This window comes from Psychrosphaera algicola, assembly GCF_028401425.1.
Lineage (GTDB): Bacteria > Pseudomonadota > Gammaproteobacteria > Enterobacterales > Alteromonadaceae > Psychrosphaera > Psychrosphaera algicola.
This window is the reverse complement of record NZ_JAQOMS010000002.1, coordinates 1732614-1758110: the sequence shown is the minus strand read 5'-3', so window position 1 is coordinate 1758110 and position 25497 is coordinate 1732614. Positions and strand designations below refer to the sequence as shown.

Below are 25497 nucleotides of genomic sequence, written 5' to 3'. Positions count from 1 at the left end.
TATCCTAGGTAGGATTAGTTAAAGTTAAAAAGCATAAAACATTCGCCCAGTCTTTCTCTGCGCTTGTGTCGTCTGAATTTAACGGCGAACATTATAGTGATTACGACTTGGTTGTTGAACATGAACTCAGCGTCGATAGCTCGTTTATTGTCGATCAAGCGGTGCTAAGTGCCTTAGTCAATGACAAACCCTGATTCATTTGATGAACATGGCGTTAAGCCAGATTGGGTTTATGGCTACCGTTTGGAAAATGGTGGTGCAAGTCGAACCATCTTTGGTAACGATTTAGATCTTAGTTATCCAAATGGGGGTTGGATAGCCAATAACTGGCAGTTAAAAGATGGCACCATTACGATTGAAACGGGCATTGATGAGCAATACAACAATGTAAATTGTGCTGATTCAGATCTGAACTGTAATCCACAATACAAACGTCATTGGGTGCCGGTAGCGCAAGAAGGCCAACGACTCTATGTCCTTGAGTGGGAAATGGAAAATAGCAACTACTGGGACTTCAATAACAAAGTTGAAAACTGGTATATGCGGATCCTGCCACGATTGAATTTTTACGAAGTTTACCCGCTCAATATTGACACCGATGGTGACGGAGTAAACGACGCGATTGACGATGATGCGGATTCCGATGGTGTATTAAATATTAATGATGCCTTCCAATTTGATACGAACGAACAAGTCGATAGCGACGGAGATGGTGTCGGTGATAATGGTGATGTATTCCCAAATAATCCGGCTGAACAATTTGACAATGACATGGATGGAATTGGCGATAATGAAGATTTAGATGACGACAATGACGGTATTAATGACGTTGACGACCCAACGCCTTATGAAGATACCCGAACGGTTTCTATGTTGAATTTCAACGATGCCGAATTATCGGCATGTTTAAACGATAGTTATGCCGATGAATTAATCTACTCTGTAACCAATGTTGTCTGTAACGGCTACCAAGTAACTGATTTATCAGGTATCCATCAGCTGCCAAATATTGCTGATTTTGCTATTTACGACAATGAATTCGTTACTGACTTTTCCCCGTTAACGGCACTTTCTTATTTACGTAGGTTTGCTATTTCGAGCCCTATTTTTAACAATAGTGATTTAGCTGATTTAGCGTCAATCGACTCGCTAGAATCCCTTTGGATTAACGCGGGTAATGTTACTTCGATAGAATCGTTGCGTAATCATCCATCAATGAATGCAATACATATTTGGGGGTTACAAGACACTACGCAAATTGAAATGGACGTGATTCTAACGTGGAGTGAAGTTCTGGAGCTGGCACTTGACGCACATACAGTGAGCGATTTTGCAGTACTTGGACAATTAACTAGCTTAAGAACTTTATACATTCATGGTGAGGTTTCTGATGCGGAAGCAGTTGAAATTGGCAAACTCGTAAATCTTGAAAACTTTAGCTTTGGTTGGGGGCCTCAATGGTCTCAACAAGCGATAAATGACTCGGTTGGTCAGTTTACAAAACTAAGAGAGCTATTTATTAATGACATGATTGTTGAAGACATGAGTTTCTTACTTAGTTTTGATGATCTTGAAAGGGTAGAGTTAGCTAATTCATCACCGGTCATTATTAGCCAAATGAGTGACCTCGAAGCTCGTGGGGTTTATGTTGAACAGTATATTAATCATCATAGTATGTTCAGTAATTTGCTTATCGGCAAACATACTCTGACCGATGTACTAAATGACCAAGGCCAATTGATTGATGTTGGTGTTACATTTGAAACAGATCATTCCGGTGTAATTGACTGGGGATTTGGCGAAGAATTGTTCTATTGGTCTATAACGGATGAAGGTCGCGTTATTGTAGATTATGACGCAAGTAATGAAGTTGAGCGTTGGTATTGGCGCACGTTTTTTGAGCAAGAGTATGGCTACAGTGAAGGCATAGTTGGTATTGAAGTTGACTTCAATAATGACGGTATTTACGAGAAACATTTAGAACAACGTTTTAGTGCTTCTAAATCTACTCTTGCCTATGTAGGTTTAACAGATGTGGCTGGTAGACATACATTTACCAATCCGAGTAATAATACGGAGCAAGAAATCGTATTTAATGAAGATGGTACTGGCGTTGTAACTTGGGATGTAAACCCAGAAACGTTTACCTTAGTCGTTTGATGCAGAAGGTCGAGTTGTTGTAGTTTATGACGATATTAATACGATTGAGACAGATCGTTGGACATGGCATTACACAGATAGAAATGACCAAGTCTATTTCTCAGGCAGTGTCACATTAGAAGTTTCAGAATATGGCGATGGTAACTACAACCTTACGGAGTTTTCTTACGCCTTACTGACTAAGGAAGTTTATTCACAATCTTTAATTGGCGCTTGGTATTTAGGCAATGAACTCGATGACTCAGATTATAATGTCTTAATCTTTATTAACGACCATCAATATATCCTAGGTCACACTAAAAATATGGAAAATAGCAACTTAGTTTCTGGTGAGTTTGGAAACTATAGTTGGAACGAATCGACTGGTGAATTCCAAGCTTATTTGATTGGTGAGAGCGACGGAGATGCGGGCCTTACGACTGAACCTTCACTGCTATCATATAATGGAGACATGCTGACATTATATGAAAATGGTGGCGAAACGTTTGAGTTACATCGTATTGTTGGCGAAAATGAAATTGCGGGTTCTTGGATTACACCAAGTTCAGGAGGCTTTGCGGGCCATAGCGTACTAACGATTATCGACGCAAATAGATATTTCTATATTCATACCACTGAGGATTCAAATACTCAGCAAGTGACCGGTGAATATGGAACCTACACTTGGGATAAAGATACTTTCATTATGACGTCAGTTGTTGTTGACGAAAGTGACAGTAATCACGGGTTGAATGGCCTAGATAAAGAAGTGACCGTTGCCAACGGAATATTATCTATTATTGACGTAAACACATCACAATTAGACGCTGAAGCGGCTATGATTGACGCAAATGCGTATCGCCCAGATTATGTGGCCATCGAAGACATTGACGGCGCATTTAATTTATATGTCATCGACGAACACGCCCGCTACCAACAGAACTTCCAAACTAATGGAACCGGCTATGCGATCTGGGATGAAATGGACGGCATAGAGACGTTTAATTGGCAGTTTGATCCTAATTTAATGGAAATTAATGTTGATTACGGGAGCGGTGGACTTCCTGATATATACCGATTCAAAAATCATAAACGTGATGAAAACGGCGCGCTAGCCGGACTTGAAGTTGTTCTAACGATAGATGATGACCTAGATGGCAATTATGATAGCGAAACTGTTGATGCTGTTTTGATCCCACTTGATCAGGTTATTGCAATGGGATTGGACGACGTTGTGGGGAGTCATCTTTTATATGAATATGTCGATGAAATATTGGTTGAGCGCTCTATTATCCTTAATCAGGACGGTACAGGTGTTATGGAGTGGGATGGTATTCATAACTTTACGTGGCACCTCGATACTGAAGGAGCGGTAGTAATTGATTATAACAGTGAGACATATACTGACCGATTGGTTTGGCAAGTCGCTTTTGATGACTCGATAGGTGACTATCTAAACGGTGTTGTCGAGCTGCAAGTTGATAACGACGGTGACGGTATATTTGAAGAAGTGGACCTTACTTGGTATCCAGTCGAAAAATATGACTAAGTCGCCATTTTAATATTAAAGCCACAACGTGTTGTGGCTTTTTATTTTTAACATATTGCAAAGAGATGGCGTGGTAATTGCTTTAAACAATACATCAGAAATATAACGTTTTGTTTGGAGACAGTTATGGAGTGGGCACTAGTCTTACTTATCGGTTTAGTTATTACAATTGGAGTCGTTGCCAGTCATTTTATTGACACGAGCAACCCTTATCCGTTTAAGAAGAAGGCACAATTATTTACTAATATTGAGCGTGGATTTTATGCTTTATTAGACCGCGCTGTTGGACAAGACTTTAAAATTGTTAATCGCGTTCGACTCAATGACATCATTCAGCCTAAAGATTCAGTGGGGGGCGAGCAAAACGTTCCGCCGCATTAAAAGCTGGAAGTCGCGTTATTGACTACGTTTTATGCGACCCAAAAGATTTTAGGATCATTGCGGCTGTTGACTTAGTTAACCAAACACAAGGCGGGCATAAGTCTAAGGCGGATTGGTTTGTAACAGGTGCTTTAGAAGCCGCTGGCATTCCTCACATCAGAATTAAAGTTAAGAAAGGCTATCAGGTTGAAGAAATTCGAAATGGTATCTTATACAAAATAGGCAAAAAGAACGTGCTCATCCTCCCGAGCCGATCATCAAAGGCAATATTCCGCGTCGTCCTGTTGGAGCGCTATCTGCAAGCCAAGTTAAAGCTCAACTAACAAGCCTACCATTTGCCAAAGCGTCTTAACACGCTTTGGATATTGCTTAATTATCTCAATGACAGGGTATTGTTTACAATATCCTGTTTTGCCTGACTCGCCTTTCAACATTGTGTTTACCTAATTCACACAGCTCAATAATTTAGTAATTTCCTCATGAGTAAAAACCACGCCTAGTTTCGATAAAACAACAATTTAAATAACCCAAAATTCAACTTTTAGACTAATTAAGTATATGGATTGTAATAAGTCACTTTTTAACCAGAAATAACTTTTCTAATCCACCAAATTCGGCTAATTTGTTGGTATGTGTGCCAATTAGATAATGAAATAGATTAACTGTTGAACTATAATTTGGCGATAGAGATAAATTGTAGTGTGTAGTTTAGGGAAAATCATGAAATTGCGTAATTTGACGATGACCATTGTGCTTTTAGCAATTGGTCTATTTGCCATGCAGGCGAATGCGGCATCAGTTGCTGAACTGAAGAGCAAAAAAGGGAAGTGGCAAATTTATTTGCGAATTATCAAAAATACGCTGCAGACTATGAAGATGTTCAATCTAAACAGATGTTTATTCAGAATAATCTTGGTGCAATCGAAAAAGAAGTCGACAAGTTAAAGACCGATCAAAATGGCTTTAAAAATGCGCCGATGAACTCAACCATAATCAAAGCACTACTCGAAGTCACTCAACAAATTGAACAAAAAGACGCGGAATATAAAGCTAAAGAGAACGAGCTAATAGCCGTTGAAAATCGTGCTAAAAATATATTGGTTCAAGTTGATTCCGCAGAAAGTCGCTACAAAAAATCTAATCGCAGTTTAAACCAATTGATCGATCAAACTATCGATTTAAAAGTCGCGGATGAAATTACTAAATTTGAAAGCCCAGTTCGCGCAAGTGAACGTGAACAAGTTTCTTGTTCGCGTAATGAGTCTGTAGATGATTGCGAAAATCGCGGCTACGATAAAGCGACGAATAAAATTCAAGACAGCAAACAACTGATCACCAGTAAAAGTGTTGTGCAAGATTTCGAATTGGAATCGGACTACGTAGAAAAATTCAGTAAAAATCGACTTAGTGATGTTAAAAAGTCGTTGTAAGTGAAGACTATAATCCACAATCTCGTTCAATTATTCTAGTGGTTGAAGTTACCGCTTCAGTTTCTGCTGCTGCAGACTAAGGCGCTAATAGAAAAGTTTAGAGAAAAAGTGTCACTAGAGTATTCGGTATATCGATTTGTAGAAGGTGCGGCCGTATTGGATGTGGATGTCAATAATTCGCTAAATCAGAATTCCCCGCAACCGTTAAATAGCACACCTGTTCAACCAAATATGAACGTCGTTTTAGACACGTTGTTCACCCAAGGTTTAAAACATATCAATTTAGAAAACTTTGAAGGCCCAAGTCAAAGTGCCTTTGCCATTGCACGTGAGATGGCAGGCATTAATATTGGACATGAACGAACTCAAATGTTGTTAACTATGTTAGACGGTGGCGTTAGCATCAAGGCTAAAGAGTACGCCGTGTCGAACAAAATGACTAACGGCAACAGTCTGGTATTAAATTACCAAAAGCTACAAACTGATATTGGTGTTACTGCAAGTCATTGGATCCCAGAATACTTAAATGCGTACAAAGTGTCGCAACAACCAGTAGTTAAATCCGAAAGTAAGAAGATCCAACAATTCGCAGAAGAGAAAGCTCGAAAATTGTCGAGTAAAGAAATTAAGTCTTTGCTGACATCTGCACGTTACTTAATCCGTAAAGATAAATACTTTAGCCCATCATCATCAAATGCCTTTGATAAAGTTAAGTTGGTTTTAGATTACGAACCAAGTAATAGCAAAGCAAAAGAGTATTACCAGAAGATATTTGAAGATGCTGCAGAAGATGCCGTGGATCTTGCAGAAGACGGTGATTTTGATGAAGCTCGTGAATTAGTAAACTCTGGATTAGCTAAAGTTGCTGGTGAGTCTCGATTAAAAGCGGCATTGGACAAAATATTAGAACTAGAAAGCCAACCGAAAAAAACCATTAGACGCGCGGTTGGTGGATTTTAATTATGTTTTTTCGCCAATGCTTAATTGCAATCGTTATCCTGTTTTGTGGTTCAACTTATGCGGTTACCCCTTCAGCGCCTTAGTTGGGCTGTCGACAGCTATGTGGAAGGTTATGTAACTGGACTAGGCATAGGTAAATTAAAACCAAATAAAAAACACGCAGAACGATTTAGAGATAAAGCAGCGGAAATGATGGCTAAGGCCAATTTGGCTAAACAATTTGAAATCCATATAGACAGTAAAACCTACGCATCTCGCGGTAAAAATGTAGATCCTAAGATTAGGGTTGATACGATTCAAACGTCAATCACATCAGTACTTAGCGAAAAAACCGTTGAGGAACTCAAACGATGGGTCGATCCTAAAACCGGTACTCTCTATTTGTTGATTGGTATTAAACACGCTGAATAGCGCTTTACGCTTCTATTTGTAATTAAAGGCGTAACGAATTCAAGTTTAATAGTGACTTTCTATGATTACTTACTATTTTTAAGAGTAGGTTAATGAAGTAAGCGTGATTTTTGTATGAGTCTAATTGTCGTTTAGGTTTTATAATAATACGCATCCATGGGGCGATAAACGGGGCGATAAACGACGTTGCTATTTTATAAGTGGTCTAAAATGAGTGTTTGAATTCAACGGAAATTCAAAGTAATAGCGATTTGAAACCGTTGTTGTTAAAACGTAAATCAAGCTTAAGATTATTGAAAATATTGTTAAAAAGGGAAATATAATGAAAAATTCACTGAGAGTTGCTTTGTTTGGTATTACGTCCTGGCGTCGACACAAGTGTTTGCAGATGTTTGGTTTGCACCGCGTGTAGAGTATAGTTTTACTCAGTATCAACAGTCTTTGGCCACTCAGTCTAGCGACGATATAGAAAATGGAAACTCATCTTCTAGTGGTGCCGACACTGTCGTTGACTTAAACTTAATTACGATTGGTGGTGGAGCAACCTTTGGCATCGATGCGTTTTATGTTGATATCGATGTAAAGACAACCTAGGATTCTGAATTACACGGATTTTATAATGACCAATATCAAGTGAATGATATTGATCTAAAAGACAATGGCGGCGTTGACCGAAGTGAAGTGAGCTTAACAACGGGTTTTGGTTTTGAGCACTTTTCACTTTTTGGTGGGGTAAAAATCACTTCTACAGAATTCCAACATGACATTTATTATGATTACCAAAATCCAGAAGATTCAACGCAAGATTACCCAGCATTTTTGATTAGCACCGAAAGTGGCAATAAACCATTAGTAACAAATACAACGTTTGACTCAACCGGTATCTTTGGCGGTATTTCAGTGCAATTTACGTTTGGCGAAAGCGGAGCATTAGCATTAAGTGCCGCTTACTCTAAGATTATTGATGCTGATTTAATAGACGATTGGCACAACGAAAGTTCTCAATATAATCTAAATGGTACAGGACAAGGTTTGTCCGCCAATGCAAAATTATCCTATGGTTGGTTATATGCTAAAGCAGAATACGCGAAATATGACTACACAGGTTATGAGCCACAAGATGAGAGCACAGCCGAATTTAATGATGATGTAACCGAAGAGTTTCTTCGTTTAGGTGGCGGTATTTCTATACTGTTTTAACCAATTAATGTATTTTGATTTATAGAAAAACCAGTAGCTTAGGCTACTGGTTTTTTTGTCGCTATCGCAAAAATCTAACGTATTTGCAAAGTGCTATAAGGCCTGTTTCTATTTAGATTAATTCCAATTAAAGCAAAGAATTGTTATAAGTAACTTTGCTCCTTATTTAATCGACAACATAATGAAAATTGTGTTTCTATAGGAAAATTAAATTGTTAGAAGTCGCTATCATTTTTATCGGATTTGCATTTTTTATTTCTATGTTTTTGAACATAAAACATGTAAATAACTTGGTAAATGGCAAACTAATTTACACCTTAATTATCATCAGTTTTGTTAGCGGTTCATCTATTTTGTATTTTGATATCATAATGACAAAAAGTGAGATAGCGCGTACGACCCATCAATTGGCGAATATCAATTACTTAGCAACTAGCCTTACGCCAAGTAAAAAGGTTGTCGAACATTCCAATATAACTAAACCAGAAAAGCCTCCGAATAAAACAAATACGCATTTTACGGCCGAAAGTAGGGGCACAACTAATAGTGTTCAAACTATGCTTCATTTAAACCTAGGGCGTACTTCAACATTTAATGTCCCGGTTGGCAAAGCCGTGAATATACATAATGTCTCCTGCGACGTTGACTTAAAATACCAAAGCGCACATTTTCAAGTTAAACGGGGTGAAGGCATTATTTTGGATACAGCGGAACACAAGATCGAACCGTTGAAACTGAGTATTATTGAAACAAGACCGATTGATACTGACAAACCCCGTGGTTCACCAGGGCAAAAAATAAGTTCGGATAATAGACCGATAAATAAGCCGTTTACCAATAATGGGCTTTCAGGTAATCAACGTTCTGTTTTATACGGCCGACCGAGTTGTACGGCAGCTATATCGTTAATTTAATATTTCGCAGTTCTTTGCTTTAATGAATCAAGGATTACTGCTAGTTTTATAACTTCGAAAGAAAGAAAAATATTTAGAGTCGAATGGAAATAGAATTAAAATTTTTATTGCACGAAAACAAGATTGATCAGTTTAAAAAATTGATTGAGAACGACATGTTTCGAGCAGTTCGTAAACCAACCTTAGTATTAAGTAACGCCTATTTTGACACACCGGATAATGACCTAAGAGCCTTTGATATGGGACTTAGAACTCGTTGTAGTGAAGATAAAAACGGCCAAGGTTGGAGTGAACAAACGGTCAAACTGGCGGGTAAAGATATTGGCGGTTTACACCAGCGACCTGAACATAATGTTCGGCTAAGTGATGTTCCCCAGACAAAATGTTTTGCTGATCTTACTCAGTTTGATCCAACCATTTGGCCAGCCAATTTCGAAACAGAAAAGCTCCAACGAAAACTCATCAAGCAATTTGAAACCGTATTTAGCCGAAACATTTGGCACATCACTATGCCCAGCGGCACGCTTATAGAATGCGTTTTAGATGAAGGTTATGTTGAATCAGGTGAAAACAAAACGCCTATTTGTGAGATCGAACTTGAGCTTGTTAAAGGCAATGTCGCTGACATTTTCAATCTAGCGCAATTTTTGGTTGTTCACTTACCACTGCGGTTTGGGACCCTAAGTAAAGCCGCGCGCGGTTACATGTTAGTTAATGACAAAACGTTAGAAAGCTACAATTTGGAAGCGATTAATGTCGAACACGACGTGACTGTTGAGCACGGAATGATCCAAATGTTGAGCGAAGGATTAAAGTTTGTTCAGCATCATGAAATGGTCTTTGTTGAACAACATTCATTAAAGGCACTTCGTCGCACCATTGACGGTTTTTCGCAGTTAATTCATATTCTACAATTGTTCTCAAAAGTATTGCCGGTAGCAAGTGCAGAACAGTTAATTAAAGGGTTTAAACACTGTCGAAAAACTCTGAGCTGGGTTGATATCTTTTATCAATTCAAACAGCTCACTAACCGCCCTACACCCTACCGAAACAAGATTAAAGACAGTGAATCGCTAAGCGAATTATTACGACGCCAAATGACTCATGAAGAGCAAATGGCCGACGCGTCAGCTTTTTCCAAAGTCCAGAATATAACTTGTTGATCCTTAATCTGATCAATTGGTTAACCCATAAACAGTGGCGAACGGAATTGTCGTTAAATCAAATATCAGAGCTAAACCAACCGATCAGAAGGATATCCGAACAATGGTTGGATAAAGCATGGAGCAAATTAAAGCCGCAGTTACTTGAATTAAAAGATGTTACTCAAAGCTCCTATATCGAAAAACTGTATTGGCCGCTTGCAACAGAGCTGTTAACTGGATTGTGTGTTGGCCGCTTGTATGACACCGAAGATTGGCATAGTTTTAGAAATCCTTTAGTTGATCTTTTGATCGGCTGTGAAGAACTTATGCTGTTAAATACATTGGAAAAACTCGTTGATGAAAATTTGGCGACACATCCGAAACTCGAAGTGCATAAAAGTTGGATCGCAAGCAAACAACAAAGTCTGTTAATTGCCGTTAGCGCATCGACTAAAAATTGTTGCAAACTTAAGCCTTATTGGTAATTTAATGAAAATAAACACATTGTACGATACTCAGTTAGCCGCTCAGAGACTGAGTGAATTTGAATCGCAGCATGAGCAAATAACAGCAGCATCAGAAATAATAAGAACCATCGGATATCTGTTTGCTCGCAGTGAGTTTATTTTTCAAACTTGTTTAAAATACCCCCAAGTTTGTTCGGAATTATCTGAACATTTAGCACATGGTAAATCTGTTGATATTCATTTCCCAACTGAATTATTAGCAGAACCTGATGAAAAGACATTTCAAAAGCACCTGCGAGTCTTCCGACACAAAACTATGGTGCTTATTGCCGCCGACGATTTTCTTGCATTGACGTCGATTAAAGAATCGATGTTATTGCTGTCTAAATTAGCAGATGAACTGTATGTCGTAAGCCGAACTTGGTCCATTGAGTCGCTTAAACCTCGATTTGGCCAAGCCTTGAATAAAGAACATGACGAGATAGCGTTAATTGCATTGGGAATGGGAAAGCTCGGTGGTTATGAACTTAATTTTTCCAGTGATATCGATTTGATCTTTTGTTACAGCGAAAAAGGCGAAACTCAAGGCGGAAGAAAGTCCGAAGATTTCCAAATTTACTTCACCAAACTGGCGCAGAAAATCATTCAATTGTTGGATGAAGTTACCGGGGATGGGCAGGTATTCCGAGTCGATATGCGATTGAGACCATTTGGAGAAAGTGGCCCATTGGTGTCGAGTTTTGATGCCATTGAGGATTATTATCAAAATCAAGGTCGAGAGTGGGAGCGATACGCATTACTCAAGGCAAGACCGCTCGGACAGGTCGGCAGCATTTCAAACATAGAATCTTCTCAGCACCAAGTTTTAGTCAAAGTACTTAAACCTTTTGTTTTTCGACGCTACATTGATTTTAGTGTGATCGAATCGTTACGAACGATGAAAAAACAGATCCAAAACGAAGTTAAACGAAGACGAATTGTGCTCAATATTAAATTGGGCAGTGGCGGCATTAGAGAAATCGAATTTATCGTTCAAGCGATGCAAATGCTTAGGGGCGGTAAAGAACCGCAATTACAGCAAGCAAGTTTGCTAAAAACGTTACCTGAATTAGTTACCTTAAATGTATTTAGTGGCGCAGAAGGTAAAGCCCTTGCCGAAGATTATTTGTGGTTAAGGCAATGCGAGCAGTACCTCCAAGCGTTTGGCGACCAACAAACGCAAACCTTACCGACCGAACCTGAACTGCAAACTCGGCTTATCGAGTTATTTGGATTTACAGATTGGCAGTCGTTTCTTAATCACCTTGCTGAAATTAACAAACGTGTCAGTCAAATGTTTATCAGTGTAGTCGGTGAACCGGAACAAGCAGAAGATAAGTCAAATGACGCTAAGTTGGCCAAGTGGAATGATGTTTGGGAGCAAGACGAAAAGCCTGCTGTGATGGATGATTTTGATCATGCCGAGGTCGTTTGGAAACAAAAATCGGACTTAATCAAACAAGTCAGTGGCGCAAGGGGTCGTGAACGATTAGATCAATTAATGCCTCAATTACTGATGGAATGCGCTGAGCAAAAAGTAGGTAAGGTTGAGTTTACAGAGATTTTAGTTCTACTGAAAAAGATAGCGTCTCGAACAGCCTACCTTGAGTTATTGGTTGAAAACGCAGGGGCGTTGTCGCAACTTATCAAGTTGACGTCGTCATGTCAGTTTATTGGCCAGCAAATAAGTCGATTTCCACTGTTGTTGGATCAACTCATTGATCCGAAGCAGTTATACAAGATCCCTGATCTAACTAATTATAACGATGATCTACGTCGACAATTATTACGGGTAGAACCCGATGATTTAGAAATGCAAATGGAAGTGCTGAGACAGTTTAAGCTAACCAATCAATTGGTTATAGCAGCCTGTGACGTGACAGGAGTTGCAAGTTTGATGCAAGTCAGCGACCATTTGACCGAGATTGCTGAAGCCTGCTTAGAACAAGCGACGGGCATTGCATGGCAACAAATGATAAAACGCTTCGGCTATCCTGAAGGCGCAACCGATGACCATAAAAACTTTGCTATTATTGGTTACGGAAAATTAGGGGTTTTGAATTAGGTTACGGTTCAGACTTAGACATAGTCTTCATTCATGGTTGCCAGTCGTCAAAAGAAACCGACGGCAAAAAGGCAATCGATTCTCGTCAGTTCTATCTTAAGCTAGCGCAACGACTCCTCCATTTATTTACCACTCGCACGATGTCTGGTGAGTTGTATGAAGTTGATACGAGATTGCGTCCGTCAGGTGCATCAGGATTATTGGCGATTAATATAGAGACGTTTTATGAATATCAAACAACCGAAGCGTGGACGTGGGAACACCAAGCACTAGTGCGTAGCCGAATTGTGGCCGGGGATGATATTTTGGCAAAACGGTTTGATCAAATTCGACTCAGTATTTTGTCAACGTCACGAGAGAATGACGTTTTGACAAAACAAATTGCAGAGATGCGAACAAAAATGCATGACAATTTGTCGAAGGAAACAGAAGAGCTATTTGACTTAAAACAATCTAGAGGTGGGATCGCAGATATTGAGTTTATTTCTCAATACTTGGTTTTACAGTTTGCTGAGAAACATCCAGAATTGACCAAATATTCCGATAATATCCGAATTTTGAATTGTGCGTTAGAACTGAAATTGATTGAACAGGCAGACTTCGATTCGTTGACTCAAGCTTATATCGAATTTAGGGAGCATTATCACAAAGCTTCTTTAAACAACGCCAAAAAGCTGTTGTCGGTGAAGGCACTACCAACTCACATCGGGCAGGTGAGAAAAACCTGGACACGCTTACTTGGTTAACTGAAGTTCATTTTTCCAAGTAATGATCCGTTCTGGTAAATCTTCGCTTTCTGCCAGAGTATCAAGTTGCGTAAAACTGCGAGCAATCGTCTTTTTATCCCCTATTGCTTTACTTACTTCTATCAGTCGCAAATAGGCTATTGCTTCACTTACTTTATCCTTCGATTCAACAAAGCTTCGGATAGACGTTAAATAAGTCCGTCTGGATTTAGTATATTGCTTGGCATTTTGGTAGGCCCTTGCCAAGTTAAATTCAGTGATCCCAATTTGCTGTCGGTTGGCATTTTCTTTCGCCCAAAAAATTGCTTTTTTGAAGCTTCTATGGCAGCCGTTCGTTGATTTAATTGACCAGTGCAGTGACTCAGGTTGGTATAAAGCTCCACTTGAAAGCTGGGGTTATTATATTGGTAATAGTTCTTTTTGATGGTGAGAAGCAGTTGTTTGGTTTCTAAAAACTTTGTTTTCGACTCAGCCACTAATCCCGATTTTTTTAGACGATGTGCTTCAACTAAAATGATATTGGCATAATGGATTAAATAAATAGGGTTAGAAATAGTCGAGGTAAGTTGACTAAAAAGCCCCTTGGCTTTATCTAAATAATAGATACCTTTTTTTCATTATTTTGCGCAAACTGAGTTTTCGCATGGTAAATACGAGTTAAAAATTGAAACTCTTTGCTCTTAATATTTTTGGAATCAACATACTTAGCCGTCGCCTCATGCAACCTTTGGGTGTAATTTAGTTGAAATAGAGATTCAAATTCATAAATTTTTAAAACATACCAAAAGTCTTGGTGTTCCTTGGTCTTAATTAGTTCTGCAGGTAATCGATTTAAACATTCGACAAATTCTGACTGACAAACCGTCCTGATACTCACTTTTGGAGGTGTTTTTTTAGCGGCAATGGCTACTGGCATCGTAACGATTATCAGGATAATGAGGTAATAAAATGATATTAATAATTTCATAATAAACTGGCTAATAGTTTCGTTGCCTTGATGATAACAAGGAATTCGTTCAATTATTACCAATTGTTTGTTGTTTTTTCCTCGATAGAAACAAACGGGTTAGAAAGCCTGCACTCTTCCATAGTTCTTAAATCCCGAATATTCGGATTAATATGCCGAAAAAAGGCCACTTCTTGGGTTTTTTCCACTGTAAATAGAAAAAATGTAAAAAATATGCATTAAATAGTTGAAAATGTTTCCGCCAACCCCACTTAAGTTCCAAGCAAATTTATAACCCTATTTTAATTGATGTTTTGGAGTGTAATCCCATGGGTAGAATTATTGGTATTGATTTAGGTACAACTAACTCATGTGTAGCTGTATTAGACGGTGACAAGCCTCGCGTAATTGAAAACGCGGAAGGTGATCGTACAACCCCTTCTATTATCGCCTACACAGATGAAGGCGAAATTTTAGTTGGCCAACCGGCTAAACGCCAAGCGGTAACTAATCCAAATAATACATTATTCGCGATTAAGCGTTTAATTGGTCGTCGTTTCGAAGATAAAGAAGTTCAGCGTGACATCGACATTATGCCGTTCAAAATTGTTAAAGCTGACAATGGCGACGCATGGGTTGAAGTTAAAAACGAGAAAATGGCTGCGCCACAAATCTCTGCTGAAGTTCTGAAAAAATGAAAAAGACGGCAGAAGACTATTTAGGTGAAACGGTATCAGAAGCTGTTATCACTGTACCTGCTTACTTCAATGACTCACAACGTCAAGCAACTAAAGACGCTGGTCGTATCGCTGGTCTAGACGTAAAACGTATTATCAACGAACCAACAGCTGCTGCACTTGCTTACGGTGTTGGTAAAAAGGCAGCGACAATGTTGTTGCAGTATACGACTTAGGTGGTGGTACGTTCGATATCTCAATCATCGAAATTGATGAAGTAGACGGCGAGCAAACGTTTGAAGTATTAGCAACAAACGGTGACACACACTTAGGTGGTGAAGACTTCGATAACCGTGTTATCAACTACTTAGTTGAAGAATTCAAAAAAGAGCAAGGCGTTAATCTTAAAAATGACCCGCTTGCTATGCAACGTGTTAAAGAAGCAGCTGAAAAAGCAAAAATTGAATTATCTTCAGCACAAAATACCGAAGTTAACTTACCTTATGTAACAGCGGATGCATCTGGTCCTAAGCACATGAACATTAAGATCACTCGTGCGAAGCTAGAGTCTCTAGTTGAAGACATGATCCAAGCGACTTTGGAACCATTACGTGTTGCACTTAAAGATGCAGACTTATCAGTAAGTGATGTTAATGACATTATCTTAGTTGGTGGTCAAACTCGTATGCCTAAAGTACAAGAGGCTGTTACTGAGTTCTTTGGTAAAGAACCTCGTAAAGATGTTAACCCTGATGAAGCCGTGGCAATTGGTGCAGCGATTCAAGGTGGTGTACTTTCTGGTGACGTTAAAGACGTATTGTTATTAGACGTAACGCCATTATCTCTAGGTATAGAGACTATGGGTGGTGTAATGACTCCGGTAATTGAGAAAAATACAACGATTCCTACTAAGCAATCACAAACATTCTCAACTGCCGATGATAACCAAGCTGCGGTTACGATTCACGTGTTACAAGGTGAGCGTAAACAAGCATCAGGTAATAAATCTTTAGGTCAATTTAACCTAGAAGGTATACGTCCGGCGCAACGTGGTACGCCTCAAATCGAAGTTACATTTGACGTTGATGCTGACGGTATCTTACATGTATCTGCTAAAGATAAAGATACTGGTAAAGAACAGAAGATCACTATCCAAGCAAACTCAGGTTTGTCGGATGATGAGATTGAAGCAATGGTTCGTGACGCAGAAGCAAACGCGGAAGAAGATAAGAAGTTTGCGGAACTAGCACAAGCGCGTAACCAAGCTGACGGTCTAGCACATGCAACTGAGAAACAAATCAGTGAAGCTGGTGATGACTTACCAGCTGAAGACAAAGAGACAATTGAAGCTGCGATTGAAGAGCTGAAGGTTGCATCTAAGTCTGGTACGGTTGAAGATATTGAAGCAAAATCTCAAGCGTTAATGGAAGCATCTCAAAAATTAGTTGAGCTTGCTCAAGCTAAAGCACAAGGCGGCCAACCTGGTCAAGCTGGCCCAGAAGCCGGTGCTGAGCAGTCAAATGCCCAGGACGACGATATCGTTGATGCTGAGTTTGAAGAAGTAAACGACGATAAAAAATAAGATGTAATCAGTCCTGTGTTAGCCGATGCTAACACAGGCTTTTTAGGTCATTAACATGGGCGTTTTTAAAACGCCCTGTTTTGTTTTTAAAATATAGGTTAAACGTAGTCATGTCTAAACGCGATTATTACGAAGTTCTGGGAGTAGCAAAAGACTCAACGGAACGTGAGATCAAAAAAGCGTATAAACGCTTGGCGATGAAGTATCACCCAGACCGTACTGCCGGTGACAAAGATCTTGAAATAAAATTCAAAGAAGTAAAAGAAGCATACGAAATATTGTCAGACGAAGACAAGCGTCACCAGTATGATAGTTATGGTCATGCGGCGTTTGAAAACGGACGTGGCGGTGGTCATGGTCATGGCGGCGGTGATTTCAGTGACGTATTTGGCGATGTGTTTGGTGATATATTTGGTGGCGGTGGTCGTCGTGGTGGCGGTGGTCACAGACAACAACGTGGCGCTGATTTACGTTACAACTTAGAAATGAGTTTAGAAGACGCCGTTCGTGGTAAAGAACTCGAAATCAAAGTGCCAACTTGGGTAACATGTAATCCATGTAGCGGAAGTGGTGCTAAAAAGGCTCGTCTCCTAAAACCTGTAGTACTTGTCATGGTAATGGCCAAGTGCAAATGCGTCAGGGCTTTTTTGCGGTTCAGCAAACTTGTCCAACGTGTAAAGGTCAAGGTCAAGTTATCTCAGATCCGTGTAACTCTTGTCATGGTCAAGGTCGAATTGAAAAGACCAAAACCTTATCGGTTAAGATCCCAGCAGGCGTTGATACAGGCGACCGTATTCGTCTAAGTGGTGAAGGTGAAGCTGGATTAAACGGCGCACCAACGGGTGACTTGTTTGTTCAAGTACATGTTAAAGATCATCCAATTTTTGTTCGTGACGGTAATAACTTGTATTGCGAAGTGCCAATTGGCTTCAGTACAGCTGCACTTGGTGGCGAAATTGAAGTTCCGACATTAGACGGTCGCGCTAAGCTTAAAGTGCCTTCAGAAACGCAAACTGGTAAAATGTTCCGCTTACGAGGCAAAGGCGTTAAGTCTGTTCGCAGTGGTGCTATTGGTGACTTGATGTGTAAGGTTATGATCGAAACGCCGGTCAACTTAAACGAAAGCCAAAAAGAATTGTTGCAACAGTTTAATGAAAGCATGTCTGGTAAATCGTCAAAATACCGTCCAAAAGAGCAAAGCTTTTTTGATGGTGTGAAGAAGTTTTTTGATGACTTAACAAGTTAATCAGGCTTTTATAAATTCAAAAAACCTCGTTTATCGAGGTTTTTTATGCCTGTAATAAAGTGCCGATGTTCAATGTGATCTTAATGGATTGTCCCAACGTACATTAATTAACGCAACAGACAGGAATTTAATTATGTACACATCAAATCAACCTAAATATGACAACGTATTAAAGCCAACGATTCTTTGTATTGCAGAGTCGTCACACTATCTTGTAGGTGTAATTGACTCAGCGCATAACCTTTACCGCTAGATCCCCAAGGTAAAGTGATATCATGCAGTTCATTAGTAGAAGCCAAAATGCTATTACGAAATAAAGGGATTTTGGTTGCGGATATTGAATATCAAACCGCATATGACGAAATGTGTGGTAATGCAGAACGTGCACCATGCCTTCACGTTGTACAGTTGTAATAAAAGGCCTAAGTCAATGACATCTAATACAACAATACCTAATAAAACAGCCTCAATAGAAACACTTTCAAATGTAAATGGCGTAGGGCATTGCCAATATAACGCGCCAAAAAACCAAGTGAGCCCAAAAGCATTACTCAACAGTAAATGGACTAAAGTGCACGTGACTAATAAAGAAAAGCATTTTTTGGTAACGTCAGTCACGTTTGACGAATGGCAAAATGTCGTCGAGTGTAAAATGGAGGCCGTGATTTCAAACAATGAGTACTTATTGGATTGGCGAGAACTAAAGCAAGCAGATAAGTGGCGACTGGGTTGGAATTAGTCTGTTTAGATTAGGCTCAGTTAAGTTCACTCTGTACTCGAAGCATAAGCCTTAATTAAGCCAACTTGTTATAGTGACAAATGCAGTCACTTACCACTCAATTGATTTTCCCTGCCAATCTAAAAACTCAATGTTCCATCTATTTCTGTATTCGCTAAAATAGTGAAAAGTTGCTGGGCGACAAATTTAGGGGTAAACAGTTTTCCCGCAGGCACATTAGCGTGAAATGGTTTGGATAACTCAGTGTCAGTTGTTCCAGGATGAAACGAAATGATTTTGATATTTTTGGCCCGCCTAGCCAGTTCAATCGCGGCATTTTTTAGCATCATGTTTAACGCTGCTTTGGATGCCCGGTAGCTATACCAACCACCAAGTTGATTATCGTTAATGCTGCCGACCCGAGCACTAAATACAACCACTTTGCAATTATGGGCACCAGTCAAGGTAGTGACTAATTGTTGAAGCCAAAGCAAAGGGGTTAGCGCGTTGACTGTGACGATTTGTTGGAACGAAGCTGTGTCTATATCCTCTAACCGCTTTTCTGGCTTTATCGTGTCGCTATGGAGTAATCCTTGGCAAATAAAGACCTGAGTAATGGGGAGATTAGAGACTTTTTGAATTTTTCTCACCGCTCGCTTTATTTCGTCAACATGGTAGTTATCAATCTCGATTTTGTGGATATGTGGGCCAGTTGTATTCTCGTAAATAGCTAAATCCCGACTCACTAATATGAGTCCTTTGTCAGACCTAGAAAGTACTTCAGCGGCAAGTGCTTTAGCGATGCCGCTATTTGCGCCAATGATTAGGCTTTGTTGCTTTTGCATTACAAGCTCCGTTTTGGCAAGTATCTGTTTTGATGTTAAATAAATTTGCGAGTACTGCGGAAATGGGCTGTCGATATTTTGCGACAACAAGATAAACCCAGTGGCTTATTGGTTTAATTATTGGCCAGTTTAACGGTGCAACCCAAAAGCCCTTTCCTACAAGTGTCCATGCTCGATGGGTCACTTCAAGACCAAGTAATATCTTATCTTGATAGCGGCCATGCAATATCGCCATCGCCTTGGAGAACTCGATATCGGGGTAATGTTTAGCAAAATCCTGTTGGTGCAAGTCAACTAGGTTGATCACATCATGTGTGTCATGTTGTTTTAAATGCCGCATTTCCGATGAGCAAAGCGGGCACTGACCATCGTAAAATATTGTCATCATAAGGTATTGCCTCACTTGTCTGTGTTCTGTTTTACGCGAACTAAATTAGCTTAACTGTGTTTTTAGATTCTGGAGTTACTTCATTTTCAACAATCACATGCCATCAAGTGGAATTTGTTGAGTCATACTTTCTGGCTTGGCGTAGCTTAACCGGCTGAGTCTCTGGGTTTGGTGATAGCTGTCTAGACCAGAAATAGCAACAGTATCGATGGCTTCAATATCAATGTATCCGTCTTGTTTGATAACGGAGGTGTTACAAATAACGTTAGTTATTTTTCCGATAACAAACAAGGTGCCGTTTAATTCAATTGGAATAATTTGTTGAAGTTCTAGGCTGTATTTTAACTCACTTTCAGCAACAAACGGCGCCGAAACGCCCGCAATATAGAAAGGGCTTAGCCCGGTTTCACTAAATTCACTTTGGCTTTTGTCATATCGTGCAGACGTTTGATGTGCTTGTTGCCAAATCGAGCTATTGACTTGGTTGATAGTGTATTGGTTGGTTTGTTCAATATTTTCTAACGTATGTCGAGTGACCGTGTTTGGCCTAACGATAAAACCCATTAATGCTGGAGACGCGCCTAAATGTACCACCGAACTAATCATCGCTAGGTTGGTTTGCCCGGCGTTATCTATCGTACCGACTAAATTCGCGCTTTTAAAACCGGACAAACTATTTATAAATTGCGCTCGTTGCCGTGTTGGCATTTCGCTTAATTGATTTTCATTAAAGTGGGTCATGTTGTTATGTTCGTTACCTAGTTCAAAAGTGCTGTCTTCTTACAGTATTACGCACTGGGCAAAAAATAGATCAAATTTGATCAATATGACATTGCAAAACAGTTACCAATTACGTGATAAAAGTTGCTTTGGTGACTCGAAATGAAGGTGGCACAAAGCTTAGAAGCTATTTACTTATTTAAGCGAGACAAATTATTTGGTAGGGCGTTTAAATATATTAACCAAAACCGTGGCAAAATCACCAATAGGCTTGAAGTATAAAGTTACGACCGATTGGTTTATTTTTTTATCTCTTACCCCAAATATTATTGGTTTTGAACATTCATGACTGCAGACTAATGAGTGTGTCATACGGTCCCAAATTGCCAATGTGGTACCAAAGTTTTTGTCTCGGTGGATGAAAGCGCGACTATGGTGAACTTGATGTTGAGCAGGGGAGATAAACCACTTTTCTATTGTTTTTGGCCAACTAAACCAAACATGTGAATGACGCAAATTAGCCCCCAAAACATTAAATGCAAAAATAAACATATTGGCTCCCAAAATGTCGATAACCCGCAATTGGTAGCTAAACAAATAAAATCCCAAGCCTAAAACAAGACCATTAACTAACAGCAGTCGTATGGCATAAAGTGCACTTTCCACCGGATGAATTCGATAAACCGTTACCGGTGTTAAAACCTGCGCACTATGGTGTACCTTATGAAATGCCCATAAAACGGGGATCTTATGTAAAGCTAAGTGAAGTAAAAATCGAGTAAGGTCGTCCATTAAAAAGAGCATAACGGTAAATAGCACCGCCACACCTGTTTTATTAGTGACTACAGCAGAGAGTTCACCAAAAATATTCTCCAGTACCAAACGAGACCCATATTGCAATTGGTGCAACAGCAAACAAAAATGGTGTGATAATAAGAGTTTTAATGACAATGTTAATTATAAAAATGACATAATCATGTGCTGCAGAGCGGTGAAGCCAAATACGTTTGTCTAAGACATATTTTAAAAAGCTCGTGTTTTTTTATGACGGCTACTGACGACAAAAACAATCGCCAAAGTGGCAATAATATAGCCCCAAAACAAACGTTTATTGGGGCTAGTTACGTGCGCTAGCAGGTTGTCGTTTAATAAAGCGAGCCCGTCATAAAAGGTCATAGTTTAAAATCAAAGTTGAAGTAACTTAAGTTTGTCATCTTATCAATTAAAACTGATATTTATAACCAACAAAAAATTGTTGGGGTTTGCTTGGTCGTGCGCCAAATGGTCGACGTGATACTAAAGCGACGTCGTCTAATATATTGTCTATTTTAAGATAAAGTGTGTGCCCACTAAGGCAATGAGTAATTGGCATTTATGTCCACTACTGTACTGGCATCGGTTGATAGTCCAGACAAAGAAACATTGTCACCAGCCGCCTCTGGCATGTCACTCGTGTATTTTATAATTGCACTAAGCTGCCATGTTGTTGTCTCTAAGCCGACATTAAGGGCAAATTGATTGTTTGGTAAGTAAGGGACCGGATCACCTTTTTCGATGTCGCCCCACATTTCAAATGTCGAATTAAAGTCGGATTTAAACGCAGAATCGGTATAGGTGTATGTCACAGACCAAGGTAAATCTATAGTGTCGGTAATTATTACTCGACTACCCGAACTGAGCTCTAAACCAGACACTTCAACTTCACCGCCATTATATTCTTGGTCAAGAAGGGCTGTGTTTGTGCAAGACGCACTTGTCGAAAAGGAGCAGCTTTCTTTCAAGTTTTCGAAGTCATTATAAAACAATACAGCTTCAAATTTTGTTTCCCCTTTTTGATAGCGACCACCTAATTCATAATTGACACTCTTTTCTGGCTCGATGCTAGCCGCTTGCTTTGGACTTGTTGGTACATAACCTTGATGTACTCCGGCAAAAATGCCTGTATTGTTATTTAAGGTGTAAAACCCAGACAAACTATATAACCAAGTGGTTGAAGACTTTTCTAACCAGTCTTCGGTGGCGTCGACTTGCCGGTTTTGATATCGACTGTCAACCATTTCACCGCGAACACCGGCTGTTAGTTCTAGGTCATTTAACTTTAACGTATCTTCAAAGTAGACAGAAACCGCATTGCTTTTTCATAATCGACAGTTGTAAATTCGGTCGTATCATCTATTGGCGTCATAATACCTTGAGTCATCTTAAAATTTTGTTCAAAGTGATCGCGGTCAATGCGGTCTTGATGAACACGTACGCCCGTTTTAATAACGTGTTCTATGTCAAAAATTGCCGTTGAATACGAAAGATCAGACTGCCAGCCCCGGGAATAATAACTGCGGTCGTTGGTGCCGACAATGAGCTGTTCGCTGACGGCAATCGAATCGCGTTCACCGGTCAGTATTTGATAAAAGTCTTCGTATTCCGCTGGATTAGCAATAATGTTTTGCAGCGTTGTGGTGTGATTAAACCCATTTACTTTTTGCCAAGCTCGGGTAAACGTATTGTTATAAAGGCGATTAACCCACATTATAGATTGGTTTGAGATTGAATAGGTCAACATTGACTGATTATGTTCCCAAACCATATTGCCAACCTGACTTACTGCGTAACGACGATAAGGCGTAGAGGCAAAGTCACCATCCGTTAAGCCCATGTAAGTTTCGTTACTGTCTTCATCCGACTGACTTAGTTTGAGTTCGATATAATGATCAACGTCTTCACCAAACAACGTGCCGGAGACTAGGTAATTTAATTTTGCTAAAACGTCGTTTTTGTTAAAACCACTATCTTCGTCATATAAGCTTTTTCAGCAAAATCGATATCTTTAAAACCGTCTGCAGACAGCGAAAGACCCTCTAACATAAACCCTAATTGACTAGGACCTAAGTTAATTGAGTTGCCCCAATGGGCATGGATTTTCGAATACGCATTTGAGCCGTAGCTTAAATCAATAGCACCTTCAGATGACTCTGGAATAACCCGTGTCGTCATATTTAATGTGCCAGCAACCGTGTTAGGGCCATACTTAATTGCCGCAGGCCCTTTAAATACTTCGACGGATGTCATTAGATTTACGCTTGGAAAATAATAGGCTGCTGGTGCGGAGTAGGGTGCAGGGCCAATCAATATACCGTCTTCAAGAATATTGATCTTTTACTGCGCTCAGGCGTCACGCCACGAAAACCTATGTTAGGGCGTAAACCGTAACCGTCTTCTTGACGAATATTAACCCATGAGCACTTGCGCTAAAATACGATGTATATCGTCGTATTCCATTTTGTCGAGTGCCAGTTCATCAATCAAGGTCGCGGAACCTGCTTCAGTTCTTAGCTTGTCGGTGCGCCCCAATATTTGCATATGTTCAGTCGCCATTTTTGACTGCTGCTTCTTAACTTCATCGGCAATTATTTGCTGCTTAACCTTTGTATTGTTAACGTCATCAGTTGTGATGTCTTGGTTTGCTATGGCTGGAGTGTGCCCGACTATTGCCGCGCTAATAATCAGGGTATTTAAAATACGGGTCGTCATTAGTCAGCGTCTCCGGCAGATGTAATTGGCAGTTCTAATGCGAGATAAGTAATAAACAAGGATTTAAGATTATCTGTGACTTTTTTGACCGCAACATAAATGGCTTGAATTTTTCTGGGTTAGTTGTCACAGCATCATTCATATTGCCATTTATCGCTTTAGCGGGTTGGTTAGAGACCTGAGTGTCAGTCGCTTCATTAAACTGTTCGATTAACGTTATTGCTGCGTCTATGTCGTTTGTCATAGTTGTAGCTAACTCGTCACCATCTACTTCGCGTAGAAAGTCATCAAAACCGATATCTTCAGGTTCATCACTGCCACCGACAAATAACATCCTAAACGCCACTAAATTATTACGAATGTTGGCTAAACCATAATCCGCAATATTTGACTCGACATCAGCAACACATGCCATATTTCCACAACTATTATCAGCCAATCCAATGGGAGCACCGAGTTTGCTGTCTTTGGTTATGCTGTCGATATAAAACATAGCGTCAGTAAGCGCGTTTATTGCTTTATGTGGTGAGGCAAAACTGCTATCAGATTGACCGGAGCTTAACAATTGTGATTGAAAACCGTTCGTTTCGTCAGTCCAGTTTGTATGCAGTAATGTTGCATTTTGGTTAAGGTCATTAGCGACTGCCGTTGCAAACTCACAACGTGCCTTAATTCGTTCTTCTGCTGGACGTTCATTCCAACCTGTGGGGGCCAAACTGTCCTTTGAACACGCATGAGCTAAAGAGTCGTTAAATAACAAATACTCAATAGTTGTTAAGCCTTTACGATTGCTTGTACGACGACTTATATCATAATCTTCGCCGTTAAATTGGCCAACTTCATTGTGACCAACATCTTGATCTACCGCGCAATAATTGACTAGCGGCCATGAATAAATAACATTTCTTAAATTGTAATCATTTTCAATGAGAGGGCCTACTTGCATAACTTCAATTTTTTGCCAAGTATCCATAGTGTTGCGCCAACTATTCTGGGCGATAGCTAATTCTTCAACTGCCTGTGCTGAGGCAGAATTTGATGCGTCAACCGAGCTACAGTAGTCGTTAATATCTGAAGTTAAGGTTGTTGTATCTTGTTTAAATTGTTCTATGAAAGGTAAAAATACTTTTGTCGTAAGTCCATTTATTAATGCCAGTTGGTCAAACTCTGTTTCCACTTCTGGGGCGCTTTGTCCATCTTTAAAGTCCGCTCCCTGTTCGCTCGTTAACGAATCACTGCATGCTGCTGAAACCAATAAAGTAAGACTGAGCGTGATTGATTTAATGTGAGGAACTGACAAAAAATGTCGTGAAAAATTCATCTAACCTTGTACCTTTTGTTGTCAAATTTAAAATACAAAAGGCTGACACATTGGCCAGCCTATCGCTTTTACTGATAAAA

25 protein-coding genes and 5 pseudogenes are annotated in these 25497 nt (G+C 39.7%); 18 read left to right on the top strand and 12 right to left on the bottom strand.

The window, feature by feature from the left end:
* Positions 1-65: 65 nt before the first annotated feature.
* The 14 genes and pseudogenes from PN838_RS09355 (at position 66) to PN838_RS27170 (ending at position 13446) form a co-directional block, all read left to right on the top strand.
* Entirely contained in the window at positions 66-194 is a 129-nt protein-coding gene (locus PN838_RS09355; RefSeq protein WP_272180486.1) for a hypothetical protein, read from the top strand.
* Positions 181-2160: a leucine-rich repeat domain-containing protein gene (locus PN838_RS09350; RefSeq protein WP_272180485.1), complete on the top strand. Its 1980-nt coding sequence runs from the start codon at positions 181-183 to the stop codon at positions 2158-2160. The genes PN838_RS09355 and PN838_RS09350 overlap by 14 nt, the downstream gene beginning before the upstream one ends.
* 304 nt (positions 2161-2464) lie before the next feature.
* Positions 2465-3688: a hypothetical protein gene (locus PN838_RS09345; RefSeq protein ID WP_272180484.1), complete on the top strand. Its 1224-nt coding sequence runs from the start codon at positions 2465-2467 to the stop codon at positions 3686-3688.
* A gap of 126 nt (positions 3689-3814) precedes the next feature.
* Positions 3815-4392, top strand: a pseudogene (locus tag PN838_RS27175) (DUF2726 domain-containing protein).
* Positions 4393-4896: 504 nt separating this feature from the next.
* The gene (locus tag PN838_RS09335; RefSeq protein ID WP_272180482.1) at positions 4897-5499 is read left to right on the top strand and encodes a hypothetical protein; all 603 of its coding nucleotides are present in this window, start codon (positions 4897-4899) and stop codon (positions 5497-5499) included.
* 108 nt (positions 5500-5607) lie between these two features.
* A complete protein-coding gene (locus PN838_RS09330) occupies positions 5608-6459 on the top strand; it encodes a hypothetical protein (protein ID WP_272180481.1) in 852 nt (283 codons plus the stop codon).
* 57 nt (positions 6460-6516) lie between these two features.
* The gene (locus tag PN838_RS09325; protein WP_272180480.1) at positions 6517-6870 is read left to right on the top strand and encodes a hypothetical protein; all 354 of its coding nucleotides are present in this window, start codon (positions 6517-6519) and stop codon (positions 6868-6870) included.
* Between the two features lie 378 nt (positions 6871-7248).
* On the top strand, positions 7249-7464 hold the full coding sequence (locus PN838_RS09320; protein WP_272180479.1) for a hypothetical protein: 216 nt from the start codon (positions 7249-7251) through the stop codon (positions 7462-7464).
* Between the two features lie 39 nt (positions 7465-7503).
* Complete coding sequence (locus PN838_RS09315) at positions 7504-8070, top strand: hypothetical protein (protein WP_272180478.1); 567 nt, start codon at positions 7504-7506, stop codon at positions 8068-8070.
* 212 nt (positions 8071-8282) lie between these two features.
* A complete protein-coding gene (locus tag PN838_RS09310; RefSeq protein ID WP_272180477.1) occupies positions 8283-8984 on the top strand; it encodes a hypothetical protein in 702 nt (233 codons plus the stop codon).
* Positions 8985-9067: 83 nt separating this feature from the next.
* Complete coding sequence (locus tag PN838_RS09305; RefSeq protein ID WP_272180476.1) at positions 9068-10147, top strand: CYTH domain-containing protein; 1080 nt, start codon at positions 9068-9070, stop codon at positions 10145-10147.
* Complete coding sequence (locus PN838_RS09300; RefSeq protein ID WP_272180475.1) at positions 10141-10614, top strand: hypothetical protein; 474 nt, start codon at positions 10141-10143, stop codon at positions 10612-10614. The genes PN838_RS09305 and PN838_RS09300 overlap by 7 nt, the downstream gene beginning before the upstream one ends.
* 4 nt (positions 10615-10618) lie before the next feature.
* Positions 10619-12966: pseudogene (gene glnE, locus PN838_RS09295) on the top strand (bifunctional [glutamate--ammonia ligase]-adenylyl-L-tyrosine phosphorylase/[glutamate--ammonia-ligase] adenylyltransferase); the annotation flags it as partial.
* 123 nt (positions 12967-13089) lie between these two features.
* Positions 13090-13446 carry a [protein-PII] uridylyltransferase family protein gene (locus PN838_RS27170; protein WP_370661102.1) on the top strand — a complete coding sequence of 119 codons (357 nt, stop codon included), beginning with the start codon at positions 13090-13092 and terminating at the stop codon, positions 13444-13446.
* Here PN838_RS27170 and PN838_RS09285 read toward each other — a convergent pair.
* Together PN838_RS09285 and PN838_RS09280 are read right to left on the bottom strand one after the other, a co-directional pair.
* Positions 13435-13692, bottom strand: a complete 258-nt coding sequence (locus PN838_RS09285) for a hypothetical protein (RefSeq protein WP_272180473.1) — start codon at positions 13690-13692, stop codon at positions 13435-13437. The genes PN838_RS27170 and PN838_RS09285 overlap by 12 nt on opposite strands.
* 346 nt (positions 13693-14038) lie before the next feature.
* Positions 14039-14413, bottom strand: coding sequence for a hypothetical protein (locus PN838_RS09280; RefSeq protein WP_272180472.1), 375 nt, complete (start codon positions 14411-14413; stop codon positions 14039-14041).
* A gap of 308 nt (positions 14414-14721) precedes the next feature.
* Between PN838_RS09280 and dnaK the strand changes: the two are divergent.
* Positions 14722-16651, top strand: a pseudogene (gene dnaK, locus PN838_RS09275) (molecular chaperone DnaK).
* 110 nt (positions 16652-16761) lie between these two features.
* Positions 16762-17897: pseudogene (dnaJ, locus tag PN838_RS09270) on the top strand (molecular chaperone DnaJ).
* Positions 17898-18049: 152 nt separating this feature from the next.
* Here dnaJ and PN838_RS09265 read toward each other — a convergent pair.
* Positions 18050-18196, bottom strand: a complete 147-nt coding sequence (locus PN838_RS09265) for a hypothetical protein (RefSeq protein WP_272180471.1) — start codon at positions 18194-18196, stop codon at positions 18050-18052.
* 1 nt (position 18197) lies between these two features.
* On the opposite strand from PN838_RS09265, the gene PN838_RS09260 reads away from it, so the two are divergent.
* Together PN838_RS09260 and PN838_RS09255 are read left to right on the top strand one after the other, a co-directional pair.
* Positions 18198-18311, top strand: a complete 114-nt coding sequence (locus PN838_RS09260; protein WP_272180470.1) for a hypothetical protein — start codon at positions 18198-18200, stop codon at positions 18309-18311.
* Positions 18312-18327: 16 nt separating this feature from the next.
* Entirely contained in the window at positions 18328-18636 is a 309-nt protein-coding gene (locus PN838_RS09255; RefSeq protein ID WP_370661017.1) for a TIGR02450 family Trp-rich protein, read from the top strand.
* Positions 18637-18755: 119 nt separating this feature from the next.
* Here the strand turns inward: PN838_RS09255 and PN838_RS09250 are convergent, their stop codons facing one another.
* From PN838_RS09250 to PN838_RS09210, 9 genes and pseudogenes are all read right to left on the bottom strand, one after another.
* Complete coding sequence (locus PN838_RS09250) at positions 18756-19460, bottom strand: SDR family NAD(P)-dependent oxidoreductase (protein ID WP_370661016.1); 705 nt, start codon at positions 19458-19460, stop codon at positions 18756-18758.
* On the bottom strand, positions 19423-19848 hold the full coding sequence (locus PN838_RS09245) for a thiol-disulfide oxidoreductase DCC family protein (RefSeq protein WP_215963499.1): 426 nt from the start codon (positions 19846-19848) through the stop codon (positions 19423-19425). The genes PN838_RS09250 and PN838_RS09245 overlap by 38 nt, the downstream gene beginning before the upstream one ends.
* Positions 19849-19941: 93 nt before the next feature.
* Positions 19942-20589 (bottom strand): flavin reductase family protein, encoded by a 648-nt coding sequence (locus PN838_RS09240; protein WP_272180469.1) that lies wholly within the window; start codon positions 20587-20589, stop codon positions 19942-19944.
* A 192-nt stretch (positions 20590-20781) separates the two neighbouring features.
* Positions 20782-21450 carry a sterol desaturase family protein gene (locus tag PN838_RS09235; RefSeq protein ID WP_272180468.1) on the bottom strand — a complete coding sequence of 223 codons (669 nt, stop codon included), beginning with the start codon at positions 21448-21450 and terminating at the stop codon, positions 20782-20784.
* Positions 21451-21917: 467 nt separating this feature from the next.
* Positions 21918-22640, bottom strand: a pseudogene (locus tag PN838_RS09230) (TonB-dependent receptor domain-containing protein); the annotation flags it as partial.
* 26 nt (positions 22641-22666) lie between these two features.
* On the bottom strand, positions 22667-23296 hold the full coding sequence (locus PN838_RS09225; protein WP_272180467.1) for a TonB-dependent receptor: 630 nt from the start codon (positions 23294-23296) through the stop codon (positions 22667-22669).
* A gap of 29 nt (positions 23297-23325) precedes the next feature.
* Positions 23326-23694 (bottom strand): hypothetical protein, encoded by a 369-nt coding sequence (locus PN838_RS09220; RefSeq protein WP_272180466.1) that lies wholly within the window; start codon positions 23692-23694, stop codon positions 23326-23328.
* 99 nt (positions 23695-23793) lie between these two features.
* A complete protein-coding gene (locus PN838_RS09215) occupies positions 23794-24096 on the bottom strand; it encodes a hypothetical protein (protein ID WP_272180465.1) in 303 nt (100 codons plus the stop codon).
* A gap of 34 nt (positions 24097-24130) precedes the next feature.
* Positions 24131-25417 (bottom strand): imelysin family protein, encoded by a 1287-nt coding sequence (locus PN838_RS09210; RefSeq protein ID WP_272180464.1) that lies wholly within the window; start codon positions 25415-25417, stop codon positions 24131-24133.
* Positions 25418-25497: the final 80 nt, after the last annotated feature.

Bases quoted from the DNA above. Each gene is read 5' to 3' on its own strand.
- PN838_RS09255 (WP_370661017.1), top strand. From the start codon at position 18,328: ATGACATCTAATACAACAATACCTAATAAAACAGCCTCAATAGAAACA.
- PN838_RS09240 (WP_272180469.1), bottom strand. From the start codon at position 20,589: ATGACCCACTTTAATGAAAATCAATTAAGCGAAATGCCAACACGGCAA.
- PN838_RS09260 (WP_272180470.1), top strand. From the start codon at position 18,198: ATGCTATTACGAAATAAAGGGATTTTGGTTGCGGATATTGAATATCAA.
- PN838_RS09210 (WP_272180464.1), bottom strand. From the start codon at position 25,417: ATGAATTTTTCACGACATTTTTTGTCAGTTCCTCACATTAAATCAATC.
- PN838_RS09250 (WP_370661016.1), bottom strand. From the start codon at position 19,460: ATGCAAAAGCAACAAAGCCTAATCATTGGCGCAAATAGCGGCATCGCT.
- PN838_RS09305 (WP_272180476.1), top strand. From the start codon at position 9,068: ATGGAAATAGAATTAAAATTTTTATTGCACGAAAACAAGATTGATCAG.
- PN838_RS27170 (WP_370661102.1), top strand. From the start codon at position 13,090: ATGCGAACAAAAATGCATGACAATTTGTCGAAGGAAACAGAAGAGCTA.
- PN838_RS09245 (WP_215963499.1), bottom strand. From the start codon at position 19,848: ATGATGACAATATTTTACGATGGTCAGTGCCCGCTTTGCTCATCGGAA.
- PN838_RS09350 (WP_272180485.1), top strand. From the start codon at position 181: ATGACAAACCCTGATTCATTTGATGAACATGGCGTTAAGCCAGATTGG.
- PN838_RS09345 (WP_272180484.1), top strand. From the start codon at position 2,465: ATGGAAAATAGCAACTTAGTTTCTGGTGAGTTTGGAAACTATAGTTGG.
- PN838_RS09325 (WP_272180480.1), top strand. From the start codon at position 6,517: ATGCGGTTACCCCTTCAGCGCCTTAGTTGGGCTGTCGACAGCTATGTG.
- PN838_RS09215 (WP_272180465.1), bottom strand. From the start codon at position 24,096: ATGACGACCCGTATTTTAAATACCCTGATTATTAGCGCGGCAATAGTC.
- PN838_RS09280 (WP_272180472.1), bottom strand. From the start codon at position 14,413: ATGAAATTATTAATATCATTTTATTACCTCATTATCCTGATAATCGTT.